Source organism: Parasutterella sp. St.1A3 (assembly GCF_059728705.1).
In genome coordinates, this window is sequence record NZ_BAAGFK010000001.1 from 1,005,908 (window position 1) to 1,026,399 (window position 20,492).

Annotated in this window: 20 protein-coding genes and 1 tRNA gene; 14 read left to right on the forward strand and 7 right to left on the reverse strand. The window is 48.7% G+C overall.

Annotated features, from left to right (window positions below; genetic code table 11):
- Nucleotides 1-97 precede the first annotated feature (97 nt).
- Nucleotides 98-340 carry a hypothetical protein gene (locus AC6I1F_RS04775; RefSeq protein ID WP_290432666.1) on the forward strand — a complete coding sequence of 81 codons (243 nt, stop codon included), beginning with the start codon at nt 98-100 and terminating at the stop codon, nt 338-340.
- Between the two features lie 258 nt (nt 341-598).
- Complete coding sequence (locus tag AC6I1F_RS04780) at nt 599-955, forward strand: transposase (RefSeq protein ID WP_160335333.1); 357 nt, start codon at nt 599-601, stop codon at nt 953-955.
- A gap of 541 nt (nt 956-1,496) precedes the next feature.
- On the opposite strand, the gene AC6I1F_RS04785 is transcribed toward AC6I1F_RS04780, so the two are convergent.
- Both AC6I1F_RS04785 and ygfZ read right to left on the reverse strand, forming a co-directional pair.
- Nucleotides 1,497-3,209 (reverse strand): TaqI-like C-terminal specificity domain-containing protein, encoded by a 1,713-nt coding sequence (locus AC6I1F_RS04785; protein ID WP_160335334.1) that lies wholly within the window; start codon nt 3,207-3,209, stop codon nt 1,497-1,499.
- A 145-nt stretch (nt 3,210-3,354) separates the two neighbouring features.
- Nucleotides 3,355-4,272: a CAF17-like 4Fe-4S cluster assembly/insertion protein YgfZ gene (ygfZ, locus tag AC6I1F_RS04790; RefSeq protein ID WP_160335335.1), complete on the reverse strand. Its 918-nt coding sequence runs from the start codon at nt 4,270-4,272 to the stop codon at nt 3,355-3,357.
- Nucleotides 4,273-4,443: 171 nt separating this feature from the next.
- On the opposite strand from ygfZ, the gene mltG reads away from it, so the two are divergent.
- From mltG to AC6I1F_RS04805, 3 genes are read left to right on the forward strand one after another with little or no spacing between them, the layout of a single operon-like run.
- Nucleotides 4,444-5,457 carry an endolytic transglycosylase MltG gene (gene mltG, locus AC6I1F_RS04795; protein ID WP_290432667.1) on the forward strand — a complete coding sequence of 338 codons (1,014 nt, stop codon included), beginning with the start codon at nt 4,444-4,446 and terminating at the stop codon, nt 5,455-5,457.
- A gap of 2 nt (nt 5,458-5,459) precedes the next feature.
- Nucleotides 5,460-6,065 carry a dTMP kinase gene (tmk, locus tag AC6I1F_RS04800; protein ID WP_202074568.1) on the forward strand — a complete coding sequence of 202 codons (606 nt, stop codon included), beginning with the start codon at nt 5,460-5,462 and terminating at the stop codon, nt 6,063-6,065.
- On the forward strand, nt 6,056-7,105 hold the full coding sequence (locus tag AC6I1F_RS04805) for a DNA polymerase III delta subunit-related protein (RefSeq protein ID WP_160335337.1): 1,050 nt from the start codon (nt 6,056-6,058) through the stop codon (nt 7,103-7,105). Before tmk ends, AC6I1F_RS04805 begins: the two co-directional genes overlap by 10 nt.
- Here the strand turns inward: AC6I1F_RS04805 and AC6I1F_RS04810 are convergent.
- Nucleotides 7,099-8,664: a tyrosine-type recombinase/integrase gene (locus AC6I1F_RS04810; RefSeq protein ID WP_160335338.1), complete on the reverse strand. Its 1,566-nt coding sequence runs from the start codon at nt 8,662-8,664 to the stop codon at nt 7,099-7,101. The genes AC6I1F_RS04805 and AC6I1F_RS04810 overlap by 7 nt on opposite strands.
- Nucleotides 8,665-8,903: 239 nt before the next feature.
- Between AC6I1F_RS04810 and AC6I1F_RS04815 the strand changes: the two genes are divergently transcribed.
- Nucleotides 8,904-9,527, forward strand: a complete 624-nt coding sequence (locus AC6I1F_RS04815) for a hypothetical protein (protein ID WP_290432668.1) — start codon at nt 8,904-8,906, stop codon at nt 9,525-9,527.
- A gap of 458 nt (nt 9,528-9,985) precedes the next feature.
- On the opposite strand, the gene AC6I1F_RS04820 is transcribed toward AC6I1F_RS04815, so the two are convergent.
- Nucleotides 9,986-10,267 carry an HU family DNA-binding protein gene (locus AC6I1F_RS04820; protein ID WP_160335340.1) on the reverse strand — a complete coding sequence of 94 codons (282 nt, stop codon included), beginning with the start codon at nt 10,265-10,267 and terminating at the stop codon, nt 9,986-9,988.
- Nucleotides 10,268-10,605: 338 nt separating this feature from the next.
- Nucleotides 10,606-10,821 (reverse strand): hypothetical protein, encoded by a 216-nt coding sequence (locus tag AC6I1F_RS04825; RefSeq protein ID WP_160336155.1) that lies wholly within the window; start codon nt 10,819-10,821, stop codon nt 10,606-10,608.
- Nucleotides 10,822-11,378: 557 nt separating this feature from the next.
- Here AC6I1F_RS04825 and AC6I1F_RS04830 point away from each other — a divergent pair.
- The 8 genes from AC6I1F_RS04830 (at nt 11,379) to AC6I1F_RS04865 (ending at nt 18,632) form a co-directional block, all read left to right on the forward strand.
- Nucleotides 11,379-11,927, forward strand: a complete 549-nt coding sequence (locus AC6I1F_RS04830) for an NUDIX domain-containing protein (protein ID WP_202074627.1) — start codon at nt 11,379-11,381, stop codon at nt 11,925-11,927.
- A 96-nt stretch (nt 11,928-12,023) separates the two neighbouring features.
- Complete coding sequence (locus tag AC6I1F_RS04835; RefSeq protein ID WP_160336153.1) at nt 12,024-12,776, forward strand: ion channel; 753 nt, start codon at nt 12,024-12,026, stop codon at nt 12,774-12,776.
- Nucleotides 12,777-12,876: 100 nt separating this feature from the next.
- Nucleotides 12,877-12,960: transfer RNA gene (locus tag AC6I1F_RS04840), tRNA-Leu, on the forward strand.
- A gap of 556 nt (nt 12,961-13,516) precedes the next feature.
- Nucleotides 13,517-13,969 carry a DIP1984 family protein gene (locus AC6I1F_RS04845; protein ID WP_160336152.1) on the forward strand — a complete coding sequence of 151 codons (453 nt, stop codon included), beginning with the start codon at nt 13,517-13,519 and terminating at the stop codon, nt 13,967-13,969.
- A 536-nt stretch (nt 13,970-14,505) separates the two neighbouring features.
- Complete coding sequence (pckA, locus tag AC6I1F_RS04850; protein WP_160336151.1) at nt 14,506-16,113, forward strand: phosphoenolpyruvate carboxykinase (ATP); 1,608 nt, start codon at nt 14,506-14,508, stop codon at nt 16,111-16,113.
- A gap of 84 nt (nt 16,114-16,197) precedes the next feature.
- Complete coding sequence (locus AC6I1F_RS04855) at nt 16,198-16,605, forward strand: DUF4332 domain-containing protein (RefSeq protein WP_160336150.1); 408 nt, start codon at nt 16,198-16,200, stop codon at nt 16,603-16,605.
- A 148-nt stretch (nt 16,606-16,753) separates the two neighbouring features.
- Entirely contained in the window at nt 16,754-18,187 is a 1,434-nt protein-coding gene (locus tag AC6I1F_RS04860) for an MATE family efflux transporter (RefSeq protein WP_160336149.1), read from the forward strand.
- Between the two features lie 16 nt (nt 18,188-18,203).
- A complete protein-coding gene (locus AC6I1F_RS04865; protein ID WP_160336148.1) occupies nt 18,204-18,632 on the forward strand; it encodes a PaaI family thioesterase in 429 nt (142 codons plus the stop codon).
- 45 nt (nt 18,633-18,677) lie between these two features.
- Here the strand turns inward: AC6I1F_RS04865 and AC6I1F_RS04870 are convergent, their stop codons facing one another.
- Both AC6I1F_RS04870 and AC6I1F_RS04875 read right to left on the reverse strand, forming a co-directional pair.
- Nucleotides 18,678-19,970, reverse strand: coding sequence for a TRAP transporter large permease (locus AC6I1F_RS04870; protein WP_160336147.1), 1,293 nt, complete (start codon nt 19,968-19,970; stop codon nt 18,678-18,680).
- A gap of 47 nt (nt 19,971-20,017) precedes the next feature.
- A complete protein-coding gene (locus tag AC6I1F_RS04875) occupies nt 20,018-20,488 on the reverse strand; it encodes a TRAP transporter small permease (RefSeq protein WP_160336146.1) in 471 nt (156 codons plus the stop codon).
- Between the last annotated feature and the right edge of the window lie 4 nt (nt 20,489-20,492).

Genomic DNA, 20,492 nt, shown 5'->3' on the forward strand with positions numbered 1-20,492 from the left:
GCGCCTTCCTTAATTTTAATGACATGGAACCCCTTTGCTCCCAATGAGATCGAGGGAGCAAAATGGAAGTGATAACTTTCTCATTAAAGGTGATTCCATGTCAGTTAGTAAGATACTCGCAAAAACGATCGACTCCGACCTCGAATATGAAGTCATTGGTATTGATTTGGCCAAGAATTGTGTCAGTGCCGTTCTGTTAACAACAGATGGTGAAGTGATCGGTATTGATCGCCTTGACTATCCGGAGCTTGAGAAGAGCGCACAAGAGCTAAGCCCTACGATATTCGCCATGGAGCCGTGCACTGAAATGAATTATTTAGTCCAAAAGTTAGAGGCTTGAGGACATCGTTGCCTGATTATCAGCGGGGATTACATTGAATCTCATTTTTCAAGTCAAAAAACTGATTTAAATGATGCTCAAGCACTGGCTTTTCTAGCCAAAGATACACAACTGAGAACGATCAAAGCCAAAGATCCGGAGCAACAAAAGTACGCGAGCTTAACAACGCTGCGGGAACAATATATCAAGCAATATAGACAGACCATTGTGTCTTTAAAAGGGATTTGTCAAGCCTGGGGACTGAATATATCGAAAGGGATGAGCGGCAAAGCTCGACTGATAGACCTGATCGAGAGTTATGCGGCATTTCCAGAAGAGCTGAGAGCGGGACTTGTTGACATGGTCACACACGCTCAAACAACTCAAAAGGTCTTAAATAAAATCACTAAAACTCTGGAGGAGTTAGCAAAAAACGATAAAGTCTGCCAACTAATTCAAACGATTCCAGGGCTAGGACCGATCTGCAGCTGCAGACTGCGTGCAACCATCGGAGATATCAGGAGATTCAAAACTCCTAAAGATTTTCCTGCCTATTATGGCTTGGTACCGAGAAGCATTGCTACGGGGCACAACGAGAAGAAAGGAAAATTACCCATCGAGGAGACAAAACAATGAGATCCCTAATGGTGCAAGGCGCTGGGTGTGTAGTCATTATGGCTACCAAAGGAACATTGGGGTCCAAGTAATTAACGAAGTGGATTCTAAAGAAACAAAAAGAGAAAATGCCGTGGGGAAAGCTTGTATGCGCCGTTGCTGCAAAGCTTTTACGGATTGTTAGAGCTGTTCTTATCAGTAATAAACCATACAACCCGAAAATAGCAGGGGTTGCGAAATCTTCATTGCCCAAAGGGATCTAGAGATTTAACTTACAGTTCGAGCACAATCGTCTACAACTAAGCATGAGAAAGCCGAAAGGCCCGCTCAACAGCCCGGAAGTTTACAGCCATCTAATTTTAAGGGGCACGGGCGGACTGATCTTGAAGTTCATGGTAGGCAAATAGAATCAAATGAGATTCTTGAAACAGCCAGAAGAGATTGGTAGATTGGCCTCTTCTGTATGCTGCAGCAGACTCATTTAACCTTGAACAAGATACCTAGATAATCGAAAAGCTATGGAGAGGAGTCTTGCTTCGCAAGACTAGAGAAAAACTCTACCCTAAAGTGCTTGACGATTGCCGGGGTTCCAGAGATTGTCTTGGAAAATGCTTTGGATAAGCAGCCTTTGCTGCGGTGTAAGTTCGTACAGGTCTTCAATCAGGCGGTTTACAGTATCTTCTCTGTCGGGGTTCTCTATAGCGGCCTTGACCGCTTCTGTCAAAGCGGTGTCTTCTTCGGGAGAGAGTCTGGGCAGCGGAAGCTGACAGAGGTTGCCTTTAAGAATTTTGATCTCTTTAAAAAGCATTCGGTGCAGCGCGTTAAAGAGCGGACTGTTGAGCAGTCCCATGACGGAGTAAATGCTTAGGCCTTCAACGTCCGGAATTAGGATATTGGCACTGTTGAGCGCAAGACTGCGCTCGTTATCAATGGCAAAAACCAGCTTGGAGCCGATGAATTTGTACAGAAGTTTCGGAGACGTTCTGAAAAGCGCTTCAGGAGCGCACTGCTGAAAGTTCTGCGGCGTAAACCGAATAAACCGCTTTGGTGCGGATAGACGATAGGGCTGAATTTCTTTGCCTGTATAAATCGGTTCAAGCTCATCGGTTTGTTCTGTCTTCAGACACGTCTGATTGTTCCCTGTGACGATTCCCAAACCCCAGCGGCTGTTCACTAAACTGAGTGTGCCTTTTTTCTTTACCTGATTTAAAAGTTCAAGCGCTTCGCGCGAGACGGGCAGAAAGGTTTTATGAGCGGTGAGCTCAAACGAATGCAGCGGAATATCTGTCGTTTTACCGTCCGAGCGGACAAAGCGAACAGGCTCAGCGGGCGCGGATTTTTGATAAAGAAAGGAGACAAAATTTGTCTGAACGCTGGTAAAGCGCTCAGAAAAGACTCGAATTTGAAGAATTCGGCCTTCTTTGAGGGCTGATTCGCGGAAACGTCGATGTTTGGCGACGTTGAGCAGGGAAGAAGGGAGCAAAAAGTTCTGCTTTCCGCCTTTTTTAAGCAGATCAAAAGCCGCAAAGAAAAATTCGGAGGCTGTTTCATTAAAAACGGTTCTCGCTTCGCCGCCCCATGGCGGATTAGAGGCGGAAGCGTCAAAAGGACCGATGTCTTCAATCTGTTTTCTTTCCTCAGGGTTGAGAAAATTGAGAAGTCGGACGTCGGGATAGTGAAGCGCCTCAGGGTTCTGCGCAATGAGGTTGGCTTTTGCAATCATTACCGCGATCGGGTCAATGTCGTTTCCGACAACGCTGCAGCCGAGCCGAGCGGCTTCCAAAAGAAAAATTCCGCTTCCGCAGCAGGGATCAAGAAATTTCTCTCCGCTTGAGATATCAAGTTCCTGAAGCATCAAACGAGCGGTCTTTTGCGTTGTGTAGTAAGAACCGCGGATGTTTTTGTCTCCTTCACTTAAAAGCGACTGATAGATGGTCCCGAGAAGGTCCGATTCCTTGTCAAAGTTATCCGGCAAAACGATGGTCAGATCACTGACGCGCGGATATTCATCCAGAAACCGACGCGCAAGAGGCTCCTTTGCTCGGGACTTATCAATGGCGTTCAAGCACAGAGCGTGCATGATCTGCGCAATAGAAAAGCGCTCCCGCAGCGCAAAAAGAGATTCAATGAACGGAACCGAATCCTTGTTTTGAATCCGCTCAAGCGGGATAAAAGTTTTTTGAGATCGGCTTTTATTGGCACGCGACTTAAGCTTGTCTCCGAGATTCGGGGCAAGTTTCTGCCAGTTTCTTTTGGTCGCGCTGCTGATCGTCATTTTGTCTGTATTCCGTTTTGCCAAGTATAGCCTCAGGCTTTGCCTGCTCTGAGGTTTTATCTAATTACGCACAGAAAAACGGGCTTTCGGCCCGCCTGACGAATGCAGGCGGCGATAAGCCCGTTTATGCGCGTATTGGCGTGAATTATGCGAGTACGCTGCTCGGAACTGTGACTTCATAAGGAAGCGGCAGGATTTTAACCGGCTTGCTTTCAAGGAAGAGTTCTGAGTCCATGTATTCGTAATTAAGAACAAAGAGGAAGTGTTCTCCGTCGCTCTGGATAATTCTACCCATCGGCTCGTTTTCAACAAAGATTTCCTTGCCGGCGTCCGGATTTTCAACTTCTTTGCAGATGCCAAGGAACATACGGCGTTTTACTTTGCCGAGATTCTGAGTCTTAGAGACGATTTCCTGGCCGGTGTAGCAGCCCTTATTGGCGGCGATTGCGCCGATCAGGTCTAAATTCAGAGCCTGCGGCAGCCACTCAAGGCTTTCCGGTTTTTCAATCAGCGCGATGCCTTCTTCCATGAGAGAGCGGGCAAGGCGGTTCTTAGCATTGTAAGAGCCCATCATGTTGTCGGGAATCTGTCCGATAGCGATGAACTTACCGTGCATGCCCTGAGCGTCATTGCTCGGCAGACGAACTGTGATGACGGACTGACCGACATAGACGTCCATCGGGTTGCGCGGAAGAGCCGGGCAGGGAATATCTACAGCCTTGGCATCCGGAGAGCAGAAGTACGTGATGGCGTCCGGACGAAGCGAGAGTTCAACTTTGCTTCTCAGTACGAATTTGTTCAGGCGATCCACTTCAGCCTGCGCGATTGAAAGCGGCAGAAGCATTCCGAAACCGTTGGGAATACGGAAGATTAAAGAGGAAGCGGCGACACGACCCTGATGGTTGCAGGCTGCAGCCCAAGCCGCACGGTTTTCAGGAAGCTTTTTAACGTCCTGAGTCAGCATTCCCTGAAGAAATGTTTCTGCATCCTCACCGGTAATTGTGACGAAGCTAAACTGCTCTTCCTGGCTGAAAGTCCAGGAGCTTAATTCAAACATGCTCATATTGCTATTTGACTCCTAAAAAGATATCCGCATAAATTAGCAGAGTCCGACGATGGCGGCGTCGAGTTTTATGCATTTTGAGCAGATTTCATCCTCGGGATTGTTCTCATAATTGCGAGCGGCGCCGCAAAATTAAATTATGATTCACATATCGTTGAATTGGAGTTCCTGATGCTGCGTTTTATTAAATGGGCAGTGGCGATAGCGTTGGTTTCAGCGGTCGCTGCGGCCGGTTTTGCGTATTGGTATGTCGAAAAACGACCAATCGAATTGGAGGGCGGACAAAGCGAGATCATTCTTAAAGTAAAGCCGGCAAGCACTGTCAGGAATATCGCATCGGAACCTCTGAATGCTGGTGTCAAGGTCGATCCGAACGCCTTCCAGTGGGTATTTAAATATTTCGGCTCGGACCGTTCGATCCATGTCGGCCGCTATTTAATCAAGTCCGGCATGACGCTTAAGGAATTGGTAAAGCACATTTCCTCGGGCGAAGTCATCATGAGCAAATTTACCCTCATTGAAGGAACGGAAACGGCTAAGCTTTTGAAGAAAATTGCCGCGGACGATAATTTTGAGCATCCGCACGGTGAGCTCTCATCTCAGGATCTGATGAAAGAAGTTGGAGCGCCCGAAGGGACGCATCCCGAGGGCCAATTTGCGGCGGATACTTATGTCTTTGCGGCCGGCGTTCCCGACACGATCATCCTTCGCCGTATGTACCGGGAGCAGCAGCAGCGCCTGAACGCGGTTTGGGAATCTCGAGATAAAAACATTGCGGTTAAAACGCCTTATGAACTTTTAATTCTCGCGAGCCTGATTGAAAAAGAAACGGGCGATTCTAAAGACCGTACTTTGGTCTCGAGCGTCTTTAACAACCGGCTTAAAAAGGGCATGCTCCTGCAGACGGATCCGACAGTTGTCTACGGGATAGAAAATTTTGACGGCCGTATTCTTAAATCGCACCTGAAGACGGATCATCCGTACAATACGTACACCAGAGCGGGCCTTCCGCCAACGCCGATCTGCAATCCGGGAGAAGCTTCGCTTGTGGCTGCCGCGCATCCGGCTCAGACTGACTATCTCTATTTTGTCGCGAAGGGAAACAGCGGCCAGTCGCATTTTTCTAAGACTCTGAAAGAACACAATGCCGCTGTTCAGAAATATTTGCGTAATCCCGGGAGCTGATTTTGGAAAAAGGAAAATTGATTACGGTTGAGGGCGTTGACGGCGCCGGCAAAAGCACTCAGATGGCGGTGATCGATCAGGCGCTGCGAGAGCGCGGCATTGATTTGGTGAGAACTCGTGAGCCCGGCGGTCCCGAGACCGCGGAAAAGATTCGCAAGTTGCTTTTAAATGAACCGATGAGCCCGAAGTGCGAACTTATGCTGATGTTCGCGGCACGTGAAGAGAATCTCGACAAAATTATTCGTCCTGCGCTCGCTAAGGGACAATGGGTACTTTGCGATCGGTTTACCGACGCTTCATACGCTTATCAGGGATACGGAAGAGGCCGTTCAATTGAAGAAATCAGAGCGCTCGAAAATTTTGTTCATCCGGACTTAAAGCCGGATTTAACTGTGCTGTTTGATGTACCGACAGAAGTGGCCGCGGCCCGATTAAGCCGCAAGCTCGACCGCTTTGAGAAAGAAAGTCAGGACTTTCATCGCCGGGTCCGCGAGGGCTATCTCAGAATGGCTAAAGCCGAACCCGAGCGTTTTTATGTGGTTGACGGAACTCAGACGCCGGAACAGATTTCCGCGCAGCTTCGAGAGGTGTTTGCTCAATGGAAATAACCGATTTATATCCTTGGCTGGAGAGGCCGGCGGCAGCGCTTCGCAAAATGAGAGATAAGCTTCCGGGCGGCGTGCTGATTTACGGCCCCAGAGGCAGCGGAGCCTATGAACTAGCGGCTTCGTTTGCGGCTTCCGTAGTGTGTTCGTCTCCCAAGGACGGCGTCGCCTGCGGCAGCTGCGCGGACTGCCGTCTGGTGCAGGCAGGTACCCATCCGGATCTGAAGTACGTGCTGAGCGAGACCGAAGCGGCGCTTCGGCCTGAGCCCTGGAACGGCAAAATTCAGCCGCTTCCTAAAGGCAAGTCCTTTTCCAAACAGATTCTTATTGAACAGGTGCGTGAAATCGGTGAGTACTTGTCGGTTACGGCATTCCGCTCGGATCATCGCGCGGTACTGATTTATCCGGCCGATTCCATGAGCGAGGATCAGAGTTCGGCGCTTTTAAAAACGCTGGAGGAGCCGCCCGAAGGCGCGGTGCTTATCCTTGTCGCGGACGATGTCAGCTCCATTCTTCCGACCATTCGTTCGCGCTGTCAGCTCGTTCGAGTCGCGCCGCCGACACGCGAGCAGGGCATCGCCTATCTGAAATCTCAAAAGGTTCGGAACCCCGAGTCCGAACTTGCGCGTTTGGGCGGACTTCCGCTGCTGATTCATGAGAGCGGCGCCAATCTGCTTTTGGAAAAGAAGGACGAGAAGATGATTCTTGATCTTCTTGCTAAGGGTGCGTTGATGACGTCCGGAGATGTGCTTGAAGCTGTTAAGAACGACTTGACGATCGGGCCTCTGGTCGCAGTGATGCAGCGCTGGTGCTGGGATATCAGCGCGCAGTCAATGGGTTTGGAAAGCCGCTATTTTCCTGACTATGCGGCCGCTGTTCAATCGCTTTCGGCTCAGATCGATATCCGCAGGTTTCAGGAATTTAACGCTAAGCTCAATCAGGCGAGCCGAAGCAAGGATCATCCTCTGAGTAAAAAGCTTGTCGCGCAGACACTGCTGATGGATTACGCATCCGCGCTTAAAGCGTCTCAGAAAAATTACTGATTTTTCTCCAGTCGCTTAAAGCTTTCGAGGATTTCCTCCTGATCCGGTGCGATGTATTTTGTCGTGGTATTGACAGACGCGTGTCCGAGCGCGTTCTGTACCACGTTTACAGGCATAACTTCAAGACTTGTCACCGCGAACGTATGACGCAGCCAGTGCAGGGAACTTGCCCTAAGCTTAGCCGAATCTCTCGGCCGCTCTTTGTGAAGCGCGGCCGCAACCTCTTCAAGGAATTTCTGCAGAATCAGGTAAAGGCCTGAACGGGAGAGCCCTTCGGAAGCGGCGCCCTTGCTGCCCGGGCGTAAAGAAGCAAGAATCGGAATATCTCGGCCCTCTTCTTCGAGCAGAAGAGGACGCCGCCGGTAAGCAAGATAGTCATTGATGATTCTTTCCTGCGCCTCAGAAATCGGAAGACGTCTTTCTTTATCGCCTTTTCCGACGATATCGATGACGAGTTCCTCGTTTTGTCCGTAACGGGCGATCTGTATCCATCCGCAGCGAGCATTGAGCATTTCGCTGGCGCGCATACCGAGGCCTTTGCCAAGCAGGAGCATGACCTTAAGCCGCGCTTTCAGAATATCGTCGGGCTGTTTATCGAGATACTCCTCGATTTCTTCCCACTGTTCTTTGGTCAGCGAGCGGTCTGCGAATTCCTTCGGCTTGCCTTCTCCCGGAAGCAGCTGCACTTTGCTTGAGATCTGGTCAAAAGGATTAAAGCGCAGATACCCGGTCTTATGCAGAAAGGTAAAGAGCTGCCGCACGATTGTCGAAGCGGCTTTTCGACTGGAGAAGGAGAGGGCGCAGTTAAATGGGCGCCAATCTCGGGAGTCACGAGGAATATTTTTAGGCCCCAGCCAAACCGTCTGCGGCTGCAGCCATCGCTGCGACCACGTCTGCTCGTCAGTGCGTCCGAGCATTTGCAGCCAGGTTAGATAATCAGAGCACTCGCTGATTTTGGCCGATGAAAGCGGAATATGTTTTTCCAGCAGACACCAGAGCAGAAAGCGTTCTCCTTCGCGGCGATATGCGTTCAGGGTATTGGCGTTGGTCGCCTTGGCTTTTAACCAGAGCGTCACCGCCTCTTTGTCGGAATCCACATCCAGAGCGCATTCGCTTTTATCGCCGCGATTGGAGCCGTTTGAACCGTCAAACTGAGGCGGAACCGACAGATGTTCAAGCGGCTGAACCTCACTGTTCGGCTTTTGCGGCTGTCCAAGGATGCGCTTGCCGTTTCGATCCAAAATGAGGTCGTGCCAAAGGGCGCCCCCGACTTCTTCGATTTCTTCATTTTTATAGAATCGTTTGCCGAGGTCTTCCGCTTTTTTGCGTACCGTATCGGGGAGCTCCAGTCCGACGTTTCGGCGCGCATGCATCCAGGAAATTATGCCGTTAGCCCGGCTCTTGGAGAGACCGAGTTCTTTCCACCAGCCGTTGGGATTTTCGTACATGCGGTCAAGCAGATCATCGAGGCAGGAAATGCCTCTGTCGCTCAGATCGTCGGCAACCGGTTTTAGAAAGTAGCGTTTGAGCGGTAAATCAAAGTCAAACTCTTTTTTCACTTAATGCTCCCGGAAATTAAATGCGTCAGCCGTTGTCTTTAGGATGTGCCAGTTATTCTACCGTCTTCACAAAAAGGTTAGAAATCGTCACAGACAGACACGATGCGTTTGTATTTGTAACCAGAAGAGGCACAAGGAAAATAAAATTAACATTTGAATTTTTGCGCTGAAGAACTTTGGCTAATATTAAATCACGGCACTGATATGGGTGCCGCGTTATAAAGAAGAAGGAAAGACAAATGGCAATCTCCAAGAAGACTCTGACAGCAGCAGCGCTTACCGGCATTCTCGTTCTTGCTTCCGGCACGGCAGCCGCATGGTGCGGCGGTTATCGCGGAAATGTTCAGAACTACAGCTGTCCTCAGGCCGGCTGCACTTTCAACGGCCCGCATAACCATTATATTCCCGGCCGCGGATGCGCAAACGCCCAGCAGTTCCATAAAACTCCGAAGAAAGCTTTCGGCAGCTATGAGCAGCGCAAAGTCTATCTTCGCGGTCTTTTGAATCTGACAGACGCTCAGAAGCCGGCTTTTGATGCCTACATTGCGGCCGCTGACGAAGCCCACAACCTTAGAGGTCAGTTCAAGTTCGATCCCAATGCCTCTCGTCAGGATCAGCTGAAAGCACGCATTGAGAATCAGAAAGTCAGACTTGCCGCTTTGGAAAAAGTCGCTCAGGCAAGAGCCGATCTCGTTAAAGCTCTGAGCGCTGAGCAGGTCCAAGCGCTTGAAGGTTTCGAGGCTCGCTCTCACAAGCGTCCTCAGGGAAAGCGTCCTATGGCCCAGGATCCGCTCGGCTTTGGTCCTCAGGGTGTACATCCGCATGGAGCTCCTGTAGCGCCTGTCGCTCCGAGAAATTTTTAATTTCGGGTTTAGTCCTGCTTCGGATTTAATTCCGATCCGGTAGGAACTCGCAAAGGAGGGGACGCATTAGCGTCCCCTTCGTCGATTAAGCAGCTTTGTTTTTGCAGTGCCGGCTGTGTTCGGAATTTAGGCCGTTAGAAGGCCGAGTTCAGAAAAAATTTCGACCCGCATAGTTTGCCGGAATAAAGGCTTTTTTAGCGTGCAGACAGTTCGGAGGCCGTTATATTTGTTCGGGTTTTCGAACAGTAAAAACGAAAAGGCCCGAAATAAAATTCGGGCCCTTTCGGAATATGATGTCGAGTACTAAACACGCGGGATAACTTCGGTCCGTCAGTAAATTCGGGAAAAATTATCCTTTATTCGCGATGAAAAATCATTAAAAAATGATTCTGTCAGGCCGGGATCTTCATAAAGACTTCCGGCCGGGAGTAAGACGACAATTCTGTCTTCAGCTTCAATTACTCTTCGCCGTCAACAACCTGTTTGAACAGTGTGCCGGGGATGAACTTAGGAATGGTCTTTGATTTCACTTCCATGCTTTCGCCCGTATGCGGGTTACGGATCGATCTGCCTTTTCTTTCAACTTGTCTGAAAGTGCCGAATCCGACTAAGACAACGGGATCTCCGTCTTTAACGGACTGGATGATGGTGCGAATCATGGTGTTGACCGCTCGTCCCGCCATATCTTTTGTGATTGCGTTTTCTTCCGCGATGATCTCAATAAGCTGTTGCTTGTTCATAACCGTTCCAAATGAAAAAGTTTCCTTGGGGGAGTAATTAAAAAATCTGCTTTAGGAATATATTATCAATATTCGGCCCTTGTGCGCCAAAACTTGTGACAAGCATCATGAATTCGGATGAGTTTTTGAAATTATTTAAAGGAAGTTTGAGCTCGATCAAATATTGATCAAATTTTTCCCATGTTCCTATTGACAAATTCATCTTTTCTGATTTTTTTCTCCAAAAACTCCAAATAGACGTGATAGCGCAAAAAAGCGACTCTCAAAGTAAAGTCGAAGTCTGAGCTCAAAAAAAAATCCCTCCGAAACGGAAGGATTTATTGGCGTTTAAATGGCAGTTACCACCCGAATACCAAGATGGCAAGCAGTGTACCCGGCCATAAAAGCGCACCGATAACTACATAACAGATATTAAAAGCGAAATCGAGGAGGCTTGTCCAAAGCTCTGCGATCACAGGGACATATGACCACAGGAAGATAAACATCGCAATTGCGCAAAGGAAATAGAAAATACTGAAATAATTAACGAATTTTTGAGTTGTGCGATAAATCATATACGCCCTCCTGTTCTGCTAACAGCAACTCTAGCCCAGATTGCCGAGACATAAAAATACCACCGCCTATTTTAGGTCGTTTCTACTTATTTGTACGATTATCTGTTTGATCGGAAATTTGCGGTATTTGCGGTACTGCCGTTATTTAGAAGCAATCGGCCGGTTCGCTGCAAAGCCTTCAGTGCGAGAATGTACAGCGCTTTTGTTTGGGTCTTTGTGCAGAAAAAATATCCGGAAGCAGGCTGCCGTCGAGTGTGATTTTCCGGCCGGTTTACCTATGAGTAATAAATTTTAAAAATACCTCTATGAATATAAGCCGTCACAGGCGGAGGATAGGGAAAAATCGGTCCTTTGCTTTCCTGCGTTGAAAACAGAGGCCTTTTTTGAAGAGGTTTGGAATCTGCCGGTTTGTTTAAGTGCGGCAAAAATCTCAGGTTTTGATCCTGAAGACGCTGACATGGAATGAGTTCAAAAGCATTAAAGCTGCCGTAAATGCTATTGGTCTTGAAAAGCGGCATTAGAATGGTAATCAGCAAACATTGATGCAGAGGGCAATCATGACAGTCAAAGATCCGCTGGCAGATGAAGTTTTAAGTTCGGAAGTTAAATACAAAGGCAGTTTTCTGCAAGTTATCCGTGACGAGGTTAGGACTCCCGACGGCGTGATTTCCTGTCGCGAATATCTTCGCCATCCCGGAGCGGCGGCAATTATTCCGATGTTTGATGACGGACGAGTCATTCTTGAAAAGCAGTATCGTCATCCGCTTAGAAAGACATTCTTAGAAATTCCGGCCGGAAAACTTGATCCGAGAGAATCTCCTTTGAACTGCGCCAAACGCGAATTGATTGAAGAGACGGGTTATGAGGCTTCTAAGTGGAAGCTTTTAGGACGCTTTAACAACGCGATCGGATACTCTGACGAAGAAATCACAGTCTTTCTTGCCCGAGATTTGAAGAAAGTAGGGCAACATTTAGATCCGGGAGAGGTTCTTGAGCTTGTCGAGATGCCATGGACGGAGCTGGTCAGTAAAAGCCTTAACGGTGAGATCAGAGATGTGAAGACCATCGTTGCAGCCATGTGGCTTGCTCACGAAATGGCGGACTGATTTTTAAAGACATTTTTTATTTCGCTCTCGATTCGGGCGTTGTTTTTCCCTAACGGCTGACGGTCCATTAATAATTGCGGTAAAGGACGGTTAGTGATGAGCTTTTGGTCAAAATTAAAAGAAAAGAGTATTACCTTTTCAGGCTTTTTAAGGCTTGTGGTGCTCCTTTGCTCGATCGTTTTGATCGGCTGTATTTCGTACGACACATTTTTATTCAGCAATCCGTTTGCGCAAAGCGAGTTCACACAGAAGGTACAGTTCTGGGTTTGCATCTTTTTTATGCTGGACATCGTGCTTGAGTTTGTAGTGACCAAGCATAAGAGCCGCTATCTCCTTGCGTATTTTCTTTTATTTATTGCCTGTATTCCTTGGATTACCGTACTTCCGATGATTCCGAACTTAAGGATTCCGGACGATGTCTTATACATGCTTCGCTTTATGCCGCTGATTCGAAGCTGTTACGCGCTCGCGATTGTTGTAGGCTGGTTTACATTTCGCCGGTCATCCGCGCTTTTTATGACGTACATGGTGATCCTGCTTTCCGGAATTTATGTCGGTAGTCTGGCGTTCTATGTCTGCGAGGTCAATGTCAATCCGCTTGTGAAAACCTACTGGGACGCGCTTTGGTGGGCCGGGATGGAGGCGATTACAGTGGGCTGCAACATTGAGGCAGTAACGCCGATAGGCAAGATCCTCTCGGTGATTGTGGCGGTGCTCGGCCTGCTGATCATTCCGATGTTTACTGTTTACGTGTCTAATATTGTCGGTCTGTTCCAGACGATGTCAAAGACAGCGGCTGAAGACGGGGATACGTCCTCCAAGCGTGCAGACAGTACAGAAAAGCATTGAACATAGCTGTATCAGGTGAGCGGCATGAGGATAAAGGGGTAGGCAGTGGTTTGTCCGAGTGGAATCCGATTTTGATTTTCATAGTAGAATAGGCGCTTCCGCGAGTGTGGCGAAATTGGTAGACGCGCTAGATTTAGGTTCTAGTGTCCTAGACGTGACGGTTCGAGTCCGTCCACTCGCACCATAATCCCCGCACGTATCGGCACATAGAGGCACTTCAGGGAAAATCACCTTCCTTTTATGCACATATCGGCGCATAATTGCACGTCAGTAGAGATAAATTAGAGAGACGGTTAGAGATATGGCTCCAGAATTTTATAGACACGAGAGGATCGGAAAAATCTAAGACTGGAGAACAAATTAGTCCGGCTACTGTGATTCGGGAGTACTGCCATATCATTGGAGTTTTAAATCACGCCGTCCAAAAAGGCATCTTACTCAAATCTCCAGCCGTTGGCATTCGGCTGCCTAAAAAACCAGAACATCGTGAAAGGGTCGCTACAGAGGAGAAAATCCAAAAGCTGATGGCGGCAGTGGGATAGGATGGTGTTTCCGCTCCGGAAAATTTGATCCAGTTAGTTATTCTGGCGTTTGTTCTCTCATGTAGGACAGGGATGAGAGCCGGAAAAATTTTAAGTACGTGTTTGTAAGGAATAACGCCTAATCGCTCAAAAAGGCCCCTTTCAGTATCCTGTACTGCGTATATGCGGTTTAATAATTAAATTTTTGCGGAAGAAAAAATGAAATTAGCGGAAGCTTTGAGAGAAAGAAAAGAGCTGACTTCAACAATAGAGGTGCTGAGGACGCGGCTGCTGCAGAATGCAACGATTCAGGAGGGAACGAAGCCGACTGAGGATCCGATCGAAATAATGCAGGCACTGAATAATGCAGTTTCAAGAAGTATTGAACTTATCTGCAGAATCAACCGCACGAATTCTGAAAGCGTCTTGGATGGAAGGCCTTTGGGAGACTGGGTCGTAGAGAGAGACCAGCTCATGAAGAAAGCTTCTGTTTACAGAGAGTTCGCAAACAAAGCCGGCTCGGTTGTGGATCGTTATTCTCGATCGGAAATTTTGATTATTCCGACAGTGAACGTTAAGGAATATCAGAAAAAGGCTGATGAATTAGCTAAAGAAGTGCGTGAGCTGGATAATAAGATTCAGCAGGCCAATTGGAATATTGACTTGCTTTAATGAAAGCAGAGTAGAGAAAAGAGGCGAAAGCAAATCTTCGACAATGTCCCGGAGAGCCAAGGACCTGGTGTTACTTTAACGGCTCCAACGGTGAACATGAGAACTGATGCACCTGTACATCTGACAACCGTGCTTTGATCTTTCTCGAGGGTGGGGCAGTGGGATAACTGCTTTCAAACAAAATTTTCAGTCGCTTTTGTATTAATAATTCATACGACAACGGGGCCGGACCCCTCCTTCAGGATCCGGCTTCAAATACAGCAGCCTCTTTGGGGTAGAGAAACCGAAGAGGGAGTTCCATTTCCGAAGCTTATTTCAAAAGAAAAATCCTTAAATTTTCTTTTAATTTTCATGTGGCTGGCTAATCATTCATCAACAGATATGCTCAGGCTGTCGACGAGCGTAACGAATCATTTAAAAATATTACAAAAAGTTACAGTAGTGGTAAAATTTACTGCTTAGCTGGCCAGCCCGCTGTTTTTTTGCGGAATTGGCCGGCTGTTTACGCAAGACAATTTTTTAAAGAAGATACAGCCATGACATTAGATTTATCAAAGTACGGCATAACTGACGTCAAGGAAATCATTTACAACCCTTCTTACGATACCCTGCGCAGCGAAGAAACCGCTGAGGGTTTGACCGGATATGAAAAGGGCGTTCTGACAGAACTAGGTGCCATGAACGTTCTTACAGGCGAATATACCGGCCGCTCCCCCAAGGACAAATTCATTGTGATGGATGATGTCTCAAAAGACACAGTTTGGTGGACATCAGAAGAGTACAAAAATGATAATAAACCGATCAGCGAAGCGACTTGGAAAGAACTGAAAGACAAAGCCGCTAATGAACTCTCTCATAAAAAACTTTATGTTGTCGACGCCTTCTGCGGCGCAAACGAAAGTACGCGTTTGAAAGTTCGCTTCATTATGGAGGTCGCTTGGCAGGCCCACTTCGTCACCAACATGTTTATCCGCCCGACCAAGGAAGAATTGGAAAACTTCGGCGAGCCGGATTTTTTTGTTCTGACCGCCAGTAAGGCAAAAGTGGAAAACTTTAAGGAACTCGGTTTGCACAGCGAAACCGCTGTGGCCTTCAACCTTAAAGAAAAAATGCAGGTCATCCTCAATACCTGGTATGGCGGCGAAATGAAAAAAGGAATGTTCTCGGTGATGAACTACCTCAATCCGCTTCGCCATATCGCGTCAATGCACTGCTCAGCCAACACGGATTTGGATAAAACCAATACCGCAATCTTCTTCGGTCTCTCAGGCACTGGTAAAACGACACTGTCGACAGACCCGAAACGCCTTCTCATCGGTGATGATGAACATGGCTGGGACGATGAGGGCATCTTTAATTACGAGGGCGGCTGCTACGCGAAAGTCATTCATCTCGATAAGGATTCCGAACCCGATATCTATAAGGCGATTCGTCCTAACGCACTGCTCGAAAACGTAATTGTGGATGAGGCAGGGAAAATCGATTTCAATGATTCAAGCCTTACCGAAAACACCCGCGTCTCTTATCCGATCTGCCATATCGAAAACATCGTTAAGCCGATCTCAAAGGGACCGCACGCGAAAGAAATTATTTTCCTTTCCGCTGACGCCTACGGTGTGCTGCCTCCGGTGTCGATTCTGACAGCGGATCAGGCAATGTATTACTTCCTTTCCGGCTACACCAGCAAACTTGCCGGAACCGAAAGAGGAATCACTGAGCCGAAACCGACCTTCTCGGCCTGCTTTGGCGCGGCTTTCCTCTCACTGCATCCGTTCAAATACGCTAAGGAACTGTCGCGCAAGGCCAGAGCCAACAACGCTCATGTTTATCTGGTAAATACCGGCTGGAACGGTTCCGGCAAACGTATCTCGATTAAAGATACGCGTGCGATTATCGATGACATCCTCTCCGGGTCCATCCTTAACTCTGAAACCGTGACAATCCCGTATTTCAATTTGGTCATTCCAAAGTACTGCGAAGGCGCCCACAACGAAATTCTAGACCCCCGTAATACTTATGCGGATCCTGCCGAATGGGATAAACGCGCCCGGGCGCTTGCAAAACAATTCATTGAGAATTTCAAGAAGTTCTCTAAGACCAATGAGGAGTGCAGGCGCCTTGAAGCTTACGGCCCGCAGCTTTGATTCTTAATTTGAGTGCAGGCAGGTTGTCAGAAGTATAAATTTATGTATGCTGTGCTTATAAAACTCTCTATTTGGAGGAATGGCATGGCATACAAAATTATTGATATCGAAGGCATCGGAGAGGCATACGCTCCGAAACTTTTGGAACAAAATATTAAAACTCCGGACGATCTGCTTGCGAAGTGCGCAGCTCCCGCCGGCCGCAAAAAAATTGCTGAAGCAACGGGAATCTCCGAAAAGCTGATCCTCAAGTGGACAAACCATGCTGATCTGTTCCGTATTAACGGTGTCGGCCCTCAGTATGCCGAACTTCTGGAAGCCTCCGGTGTGGATACGGTAAAAGAACTTCGTCATCGCGTCGCGGCTAACCTTACCGCTAAGATGGCAGAAGTCAACGCTAAGAAAAATCTGGCTCAGCGTGACCCGAGCGAAAAAGAAGTCGCTAAATGGATCCAGGAAGCGGCCGAACTTGCGCCCGTGATGACCTATTAATCTGATCGGGTTCATCTTTTTTCGTCACAAGGAGTAGGCGCGTCCTGCTCCTTTTTTCGTTCCAACTGCGTTTCTCATCAAACCGTCAAATCACTGTCTAAAATGACAGCCTCGCAGTCAGGTTGGTTTATCGCGGCAAGCGTCCGGCATGAGCACTAAAGAAAGCAAAACAGAGCGGCTCTTCACAAAGATTCGTGAAGGTCTTGAACTCACCACCCGTGAGGAAATCGAATTGGTGGTGCGGCTCAGCATACCCGCGATTTTTGCGCAGATTTCTTTTGTGGCGATGCAGATTATCGACGCGTCTATGGTCGGCCATTTGGGAGAAATTCCTGCGGCGGCTGTGGCTCTTGTCTCTACGTCGATTTGGCTGATATGGGGCCTTGTTGTTGCCGTTACAACGCCGTTTTCCGTTCAGACCGCTCATCGGATCGGTGCTAAAAATTTTGATGAAGCACGGGATTTGCTGCGGCAGAGCTTTACGGCAGGATTCTTATTTTCAGCTGTTTTTGCCTTAATCGGCGCTTTGATCAGCCCTTATCTGCCGGGTTGGATCGGCGGCAATACGGACCTGCATCAGGACGCCTCCGCTTATTTCCTCGTCTTTGCGCTCGGTCTGCCGTGCCTCATCTTTAATTTCATCGCGACAAGCATGCTGCGAAGCACCGGAGAGATAAAAATTCCGAGTCTGACCAACATCTTCATGTGCTTCCTGGACGTCCTCTTTAATTGGATTTTGATTTACCCGACCGACCGCTACGAAGTGTTCGGTTTCTCCTTTACGATGTGGGGCGCCGGTTTCGGAGTGACAGGCGCGGCTCTGGGAACCGTGCTTGCAGAGGCCGTGTGCGCTTTGATCATGATGTACTCTCTGCTGGTTAAAAACAACAAACTCGCACTGGTCGGTCATCCGGGATCATTTAAGCTGCGCAAAGCGGTTATGCGCCGCTGTTTTCAGATCGGTCTTCCTATGGCGCTCGAGCGCTGTGCGATGACGACCGCTCAGATTCTGACCACTGTGATTGTTGCGCCGCTCGGCAATGTGGCGCTTGCGGCGCATTCTTTTTCGATTACCGCTGAATCTCTTTGCTATATGCCGGGCTTCGGGATTTCGGATGCCGCTTCCACGCTGGTGGGGCAGAGCTATGGCGCCAAGAGAAGAGAACTCGCAAAGAAATTTGCTTGGATTAATGTTTGTCTTGCCATGTGCCTGATGGCGCTTATGGGCGGCATTATGTACGCGTTCGCGCCCGAAATGATTCGCGTCATGACGCCTTTGGAAAATATTGTCAGCCTCGGATCGGAATGCCTGCGCATCCAGGCCTTTGCAGAACCCTTCTTCGCAAGCGCGATTGTCTGCTACAGCATTTTTGTCGCGCTCGGACGAACTCTTGGTCCGAGCTTAATCAATTTCGGCAGTATGTGGGGAATTCGACTCCCGCTCGCTTATGTTCTGAGTTTAAAATTCGGTCTAACAGGTGTTTGGATCGCGATGGCTTTGGAGCTGACCGCCCGCGGATCAGTGTTTCTTTACCGTCTATATCGCCTTGATCTGAACAAACTCAAAGAAACCGTTGTTTAACTAATGTCGGACCGCAATGAATAAAGATTACACACGAGAAGAAGCCGTCTCTCATTCTATGATCGGCAGCTTGGGGATTGAGATTATTTCCGAAGAAGAAGGCCTGGTAAAGGCAAAAATGCCTGTGAACGACAGTACTTCTCAGCCGTTTGGCGTTCTCTGCGGGGGCGCTTCGCTTGCGTTTGCGGAAATTTTGGCCGGATATGGTTCCTTCCTGAGTCTTCCGGAGGGCTTTATTCCGGTCGGCTCTTCCGTCAGCGGAAATCATTTGAGCTCGGTGCGTAAGGAACCGGGCGTTTATGTATTTGCGGAAGCTAAGGCCCTTCATCTCGGAAGAAGCACACATCTTTGGAATGTGGATATCACCGCCGCAGACGGACGTCTGATTTCTACTGTCCGCGTCACCAACTTCGTGGTTAAAGATAAAAGCGGCAGCTGGAAATAAACGAAAGGCCGCTCAAAAAGCGGCCTTGTACTGCAGAAGCTCCCTTTAGAGCCCGAAGAGATTCGGAAGGAATGTCGTCAGAGGCGGGAAGAGAACAATAACTGCCAGCGCGAAGATCGTTGCAATGAGCAGCGGAATCACGGGCGGTGTAATGTCTTCCATCGTCAGATCGGCAATTTGAGCGCCGACGTAAAGGTTCACTGCAACAGGAGGCGTTACCTGGCCGACCGCAAGGTTTACCGTCATCATGACGCCGAACCAGACCGGATTCCAGCCGAAATGATGCACAATCGGAAGCAGGAAGGGAAGCAGGACGTAGTAGATCGAAATCGCGTCCATGATCATGCCTGCCGCAAACAGAATAATGTTGATCAGCAGCAGCAGTACCCAGGGGTTCTCAGACAATGCCAAAAGGACCGCGGCGCCTCTTTCTACTAAACCGACGGTGCTCGCAACCCAAGCGAAGAGACCCGCGCAGGTTACGACAAACATAATGACGGAAGTCGCTTTTGTCGATTCCACAAGAACGTGCGTCAGCACAGAGAGCGAATTAAAGGTCTTGTAAACGAAGACACCGACAAAGAGACCATAGAAAATCGCAACAGCAGCCGCTTCGGTCGGCGTAAAAATACCGCCGTAAATACCGCCTAAAATCACGACCGGAGTCAGTACGCCCCAGAAGGCGTCTTTAAAGACAACCCATGTGGATTCCTGTCTCGGAAGACCGCGGTAGCCGCGCTTCTTGGAAATCAGGTAGACCGTGATCATCAGGAAGCCGGCGACGATAAGACCCGGGATAATACCGGCGGCAAACAGCGCGGGAACAGAGGCGTCGGCAATGCCGCCGTACACAATGAATGCGATGCTCGGCGGAATAACAATGGCCAAACCGGAAGTTACGGAAACGTTTGCCGCGGCAAAAGCCTTGTCATATCCGTTCTTGACCATCGCGGGGATCAGAATCAGGCCGAGTGCGGCCACTGTCGCGGGACCCGAGCCGCTGACCGCGCCCCAGAAGGTGGCGACCGCGACCGTCGCAATTGCTAAACCGCCTGTCATGTCGCCGACCAGATTCTCTACGAGCCGGACAATACGCGCGGCAATACCCGCGCTTTCCATGATGAAGCCCGCAAGAATAAAAAACGGAATCGCCAGCAGCGGCACTTTGGCAACGCCGGCAAAGAAGTTATAGGGAAGCATGTCAATGCCCATGTCGAACTTCCAGGCGACTACGGCCGCGGAAAGTCCCAGACTGATCGCGATAGGTACGCGCAGTACAAGCATGACAATAAAAAGAGTCAGGAGCAAAAGCCCCGGATCACTCAGCAATGCAGTCATCTCTTCTCCTTTTGAATTTTGTTTTTATTCATTTTGTGCACAGCGCTCTAAAAACGATTGAGTCGGAAATCTTCAACTGTGCGCTGAAGAATTCGGACAATAATGAGAAGAGAAAAGAGCGGTGTTGCCAGGGTATAGAGCCAAACCGGAATATCCAGCGACTCGGACGAAACGTTCAGGTCCATTTCATCAATGACCTCAATTGCGCCGAGGTAAACCAGCCACACGAAAAATGCCAGACAGCAGATAACGGAAAAAATATACAGCGCTTTGCGCAGCCAGCCCTTGGTACAGCTGTAAACCACGCTCATCGTAAAGTTGCTGCTTTCGCGAAAGGCTAAAGATGTGCCTAAAAGCACGATCCATACAAAAAAGTTTACGGTGAGTTCTTCAGACGCGGAGAAGGAGAGATTGGTGCAGTAGCGAACAATAATGTTGATGAACGCGATGCACGCCATCACTGCCAGCAGGAAGGCGCCTAAGAGTTCTTCGAATCGGGTATTGAGGAAGTGAAGCATAGTT